Annotated in this window: 6 protein-coding genes and 1 tRNA gene; 2 read left to right on the top strand and 5 right to left on the bottom strand. The window is 53.4% G+C overall.

What is annotated here, in order from left to right; genetic code table 11:
- Positions 1–168 precede the first annotated feature (168 nt).
- Positions 169–801, top strand: coding sequence for a hypothetical protein (locus ABJQ89_RS06700; protein ID WP_348495493.1), 633 nt, complete (start codon positions 169–171; stop codon positions 799–801).
- Positions 802–909: 108 nt separating this feature from the next.
- Here the strand turns inward: ABJQ89_RS06700 and ABJQ89_RS06695 are convergent, their stop codons facing one another.
- From ABJQ89_RS06695 to ABJQ89_RS06675, 5 genes are all read right to left on the bottom strand, one after another.
- The gene (locus ABJQ89_RS06695; protein WP_348495492.1) at positions 910–1515 is read right to left on the bottom strand and encodes a hypothetical protein; all 606 of its coding nucleotides are present in this window, start codon (positions 1513–1515) and stop codon (positions 910–912) included.
- A 78-nt stretch (positions 1516–1593) separates the two neighbouring features.
- Complete coding sequence (locus ABJQ89_RS06690; RefSeq protein WP_348495491.1) at positions 1594–3303, bottom strand: alpha/beta fold hydrolase; 1710 nt, start codon at positions 3301–3303, stop codon at positions 1594–1596.
- A 109-nt stretch (positions 3304–3412) separates the two neighbouring features.
- Positions 3413–3498: transfer RNA gene (locus ABJQ89_RS06685), tRNA-Leu, on the bottom strand.
- Between the two features lie 54 nt (positions 3499–3552).
- Positions 3553–4107 (bottom strand): hypothetical protein, encoded by a 555-nt coding sequence (locus ABJQ89_RS06680; protein WP_348495490.1) that lies wholly within the window; start codon positions 4105–4107, stop codon positions 3553–3555.
- A 79-nt stretch (positions 4108–4186) separates the two neighbouring features.
- Positions 4187–4660 (bottom strand): Lrp/AsnC ligand binding domain-containing protein, encoded by a 474-nt coding sequence (locus ABJQ89_RS06675; RefSeq protein WP_348495489.1) that lies wholly within the window; start codon positions 4658–4660, stop codon positions 4187–4189.
- Positions 4661–4771: 111 nt separating this feature from the next.
- On the opposite strand from ABJQ89_RS06675, the gene ABJQ89_RS06670 reads away from it, so the two are divergent.
- A partial coding sequence (locus ABJQ89_RS06670) for a hypothetical protein (protein WP_348495488.1) occupies positions 4772–5094 on the top strand: 323 nt, incomplete at its 3' end.

Here is a 5094-nt window from a genome sequence, read left to right as displayed (position 1 = left end):
TTCCGCAAAATCACGGATGATGAACGCGTGGAATGGCAAGAGCGGTTCGCAGGAACCCGTGATTAACTCTGTTCAACAAAAGACTGCATAACTTAGCGCCATTATCGAGTTTCGCCTTCAGGTTTAACCTGTTAAAGTTTTGGTTGAATTGGTTAAGGTGTTTTAAACATGGGTTTTATTCGAGTTTTACCGGCAATTGTGTCCGGTGTTCTTTTGGCTGGGTGCAACGCGAGCTCTGGTGGTGGTGACGTCGACGTGCCGCTCGCGACGGACATTGCGGGTTCTTCTTTTGCGGATGTAAACGCCGACGGTACCTTCAATATCATTTTGAATGAGAGCCGAGGAAGCAAACTTTACGACAAGACCAACGGAAATGGTGTTTCCTTTATGGTTGGCGCAAATAACAACGGGGGCGTGCGCGCGCTTTCAGGTCTCATTGATGGGACGAATGTGGCAACGCCGCCCACGGCGGGCAGCGCGACGATGAGCGGGGCTTATGCCTTAATGCGCGCAACCAGAATCGAGCGAGAGAACGGCCTGACGACTTGGACCTCCGTCGGGGATATAGACTCTCTTGATCTCATTGTGGATTTTGCCAAAGGGACTGTGAAAAATGACGGGGGTAACCTCGGAGTGGATGGCACATTCTCTGGCAAGGGACTCACAGGAACCGTTTTATATCGTGGTGTCACTGGGGATTTGACGGGCCTTGTCGGTGAAAACCAGACCGTTGGTGCATTCCATGGCACAAGTGACAATGAATCTCAGGTCTATGGCGGTGGCTTTATTGCGGACCGTTGAAACAGGGCATTCACGGGAGTATTGGAGCTGCTTTCGTTTTCTCTACCTATTGGGCTAAAGCAATGATTTCAGAGGTTTAAACCTTCTGAAATCGTTTTTTCTGGTATCTTATTCCGCTGGAACGGCCCCAGATATGCTAGGTGCCTTTGCGCCGTGCCGCTGCATCGCCTCAAAAATCACAAAACCCATTTGCGGTTCCACCTTCATCAACCACCCTGCGAGCCAACCAGAGATGCGTTCAACGCGCCCCATACCGATAGAGCGCAGAAACCCTTCGATGCCGAGGCTGCAAAGCGGAGAGGTCTGTGCATCCTCAATACGCACGTCAAAGCGCTGTTGAAAACGGCGCAAATCACGGGCTGTTTGTTCAACCATCTGCCAGTTCTGACGCACCATAGACCGGCGCGCCCATGCGGCTTTGGCGTCCGCAATCGCTTGGACCGGATCATGCGCCGTCGCGTGATACCCGCGTCGCTTTGAGGGGGTGAAAACCAGCCAGAGCAGTTGGGCGTCCATCGTCACCGCGCGATAGGCCATAGCCGCGCCGCATTCAGATCGAACCGCATATCCCGTATCATAATAAAGCGGCACCCAATCGGTTTTGTCGAACTCGAAGGTGCCTCCGCTCGAAATGATTTCTTTGTCGATGAGAGAGGTCATTTGTCTTTGCTGAGCCAGCAAATGTTTGGCGACCTGATGCTTGAAATGAGTCATAAAAATTACCCTTTAAGTACGAATAAGGGCAATTAAACTTGGACTTTACTCTGGGGCATCCACACATTTGTGGAGAGGTCAGGAATTCCCCACCTTTTTCATCGTGCCGAGCTGCCACAGCCTATCCATTAGGCCAAATGCCTGCTCAGCGTGATGATAGAAAACGAATTGCCCCGCGTTTTCGAAGACTTCCAAATCATAATTTGGCAGATCACTCAGCAACCGTTCCGCCTGCGCGACGGGGTACATCGTATCCTCGCGCCCGAGCAGACAGATCGTCGGGCAGTTCAAGGCGGCGACATCATCACGAAAATCATGCAGCGCGACAAAACCGTCGCGCGAAAAGGCTTCGCCGCCCTGTTTGATCGCATGTTTCAACCCTTCACCCAGCGCATCGACGAGCGCTGTGTTTTCCAGCAGCTCAGAATCGGGTTTTGAGCTGCGAAAGTTTGAGCGCAGCATTTGGTTCGGGCCAAGCACATCAACAGAAGCCACAGCAACGCGGATCAAGAAGCGAAGCGCCGTGGGCGACTTGCGATAGGTCTTGGCCATTGCGCGCGAAGGATTGCTCATCGCTTCGATCATTTCGTCGTCCATGAGCCCCGCGTGACCAACCGTCAAAAGGGCAAACACGCGGTCGTCGTGATCTTTCGCGAAACGAATGCCGAGCCCCGCGGAGGACAGATTGCCGATGACCAACACGCGATCAATCATCAAGTGATCCAAGAGCGCACGCATGTCCGAACACGTCTTGCGCACCAACTCCATATCAAAGGCAGGCGTGCTGTCAGAAAGGCCAAAACCGGGGCGCGAAGGTGCAATAATGCGCCAACCCTTTGCCGCGGCTAACTTTTCTATGGAGTGCGGCCAAATCGCGCCGCCCATCATATTGTGAATGAACAGAACAGGGCGCCCCTCAGGGTCGCCAAATTGGCGAAACGCCAGCAGACGCCCATCAGAGGTCAAGATGCGTTCGTAATGTATGGGATCGCCTTCGCCTGAGGCATTCAACGTGCGAGCGATATTCACTGCGGACATTTGCGCCGAAATCTGCCCCGCTTGCCGGATCAAATCCGAAAGCGATGCACTGCCCGTTTTCTCAAGCAGTTGCCGTATTTGGGTGCGCGTCGTGGCAATGCCGACGCCGCGCCGCTCCGAAATATCAGCGACGCTTTCCCCTTGCAAAAGGGCGTTCAGAACTTCGCTTTCTGAAGCGCTCAGATTGAATTTGTCGCTCAGCGTTTGCAACTGCGTCGCAGAGGTTTGCGGTCCGCTGGAGACCAGTAAAAACCGCTCGCTTTCTTCGCCATCCTCGATCTGGCTAAGCACGGCGCAATCCGCCAACGCGCCTTCACTGTCGTAAATAGGGACCAAAGCCACGGGCGCGCCTTGCTGTAACTCCTTGAGAGCGATGGCGAAAGCGGCCTGATCCAATCCGTTGGTCAAAGTACTGGTGCCAAGGCGTAACCGCTCGCCTTCGGTGTTGGCTTGGATCACCGCGCCATTGCGCCCGATGACATAGGCGGGAACGGTGAACAGCTGAACCATCGCTTCTTCGCGATTGCTCTGATGCTTTTGTCGCCCGATCTTGTCAAAAATCTCAAGCGCTCGGTTGAAGTGGCGCAAATGATGACGCTCGGCGTCTTCCACATCTTCAGGCGCGAGCCGCTCCAGATAGCGTTCCCACACCTGGACCAATTCGTTGTAGCGGCTGGGATCGGTGGTGGCCGAATAGGTCAGGTCAACCAGCGCAGGCAAGACTTCTTCGACGGGATCGGGCGCACTCATGCAAAAACTCTGTAAATATCAAAACGTTAATTCTTAAATCTCAGAGAGATTGCCCAAAAACAGGGCATCTTGCAAGCCAGCGCAAAAATCAGGGAATAAAGGAAATTACTGGTACCCGCGGCCGGACTCGAACCGGCACGGCCGTTAAGCCTAGAGATTTTAAGTCTCCTATGTCTACCATTCCATCACGCGGGCCAGTGCCGCGCAAAATAGGCAGATCAAGCGGGGTGTAAAGCCCTGAATGCAGGTTCAAAGATCGGTTTTTGGCGGCTCGGCTTCTTCCGTTAGGAATTGTCGCTCTTTCAGCCAAGGATTCAGTGCCAAAGCCGCGCGCAAGACCGCCTGCGCCTCTTCGTCTCTTTCCAATGCGATCAAGGTCAGCGCCTTTCCAGTAATCGCTGCAATGTGCTTTGGCGACAGCGCAATCGCACGTTCCAAATCAATCAACGCAGGCGGATAATCCTGCTTGATGAACAGGATAAAGGCCCGTTGATTGTAACCTTCCGCATAATTCGGGCAATACTCGATCAACGCTTCAAATGCGTCGAGGGCGCCATCGAAATCTTGGTTGGACCGTCGGACCAACCCGTCATTGAGCAAGCTTTGCGCTTTTTCGTCGGGCGCGTCATCCCAAATATCCCACATCTCATTGGAAATTAGCTGGGCGGATGTCTGGTCTGGGGCGATCTTCACCGCATCAATCAGGGCTTGCAGCCGCGCATCTTGGTCTTTGGGGGCGGGGCAGGCGGCATGCGCCAAACTGGCGCTCAGCGAAAGGGCAAGGGGCAAAAGGATCTGTTTCATGCCAGAAAGAGTGCGCTGCAATGCACTCAAGTCAAGCCGCAGGGCACCGTTTCGCGCATTTGTGAACGCTAAGGCGCGTCTAAAAACTGGCTGTGGTGTCTTCCTTGACCGCTTGCATCGCGACATAGGTTGAGGTGTTGGCAATGTGGGGAAGGAAGGAAATTTTCTCCGCAAGGAACAAACGGTAGCTGTTCATGTCCTGCGTGCGCACTTTCAACAGATAGTCAAAATTACCTGCAATAAGATGAACTTGCTCCACTTCGGGAATGGCGCGGATCGCTTTGTTAAATTCTTTCAACGCCGCTTCCCGCGTATCGGTTAAACGCACTTCGACAAAGGCGACATGTTCGCGTCCCAACTGGATCGGGTCCAACATCGCGCGATAGCCTTTGATGATCCGTTGCTCTTCCAGACGTTTTAAACGGGTTTGCGTTGGCGATTTCGAGAGGCCAATCCGATTAGCAAGCTCGGTCACGCTAATGCGTCCGTCAGAGGCAACAACGTCCAATATTTTACGGTCGAAGCTGTCAAGTTCTGAGAAGTTTGTTTGCATCGTTCTGGTCCAGTTTTTCAGTCGATTTTTTGTCTTGTATGCCTTCAAAAGAGAAAAATGAATAGATAAATTGGGGTAAAGTGCTGAAAATTCCTCCTGATAGGTGTCGAAATGCCCCAAGATATGTCTCCTTTCACCTCCATCGATGCGCATATGTTTGCCAGCCAAGCCGAGTGTTTTACCAAGCTGCGCACACTTGCGAACCTGAGCGCGCAAGACCGTGCCAAGATCAGCGCCGACGCGGCTGGCCTAATCACGCGTATGCGCGAGGAAGACGAACTTGGCTTGATGGAGGTGTTTCTGGCGGAATATGGCCTCTCAACCGATGAGGGCGTCGCGCTTATGTGCCTCGCAGAAGCCCTGCTGCGTGTGCCCGATGCAGAAACTATCGATGCCTTGATCGAAGATAAGATCGCGCCCTCCGACTGGGGCCG

It is taken from the genome of Planktotalea sp. (genome assembly GCF_039984035.1).
Classification (GTDB): domain Bacteria; phylum Pseudomonadota; class Alphaproteobacteria; order Rhodobacterales; family Rhodobacteraceae; genus Planktotalea.
Note: the sequence above shows the minus strand (reverse complement) of the source record. Positions and strands in the feature narration are given on the sequence as shown.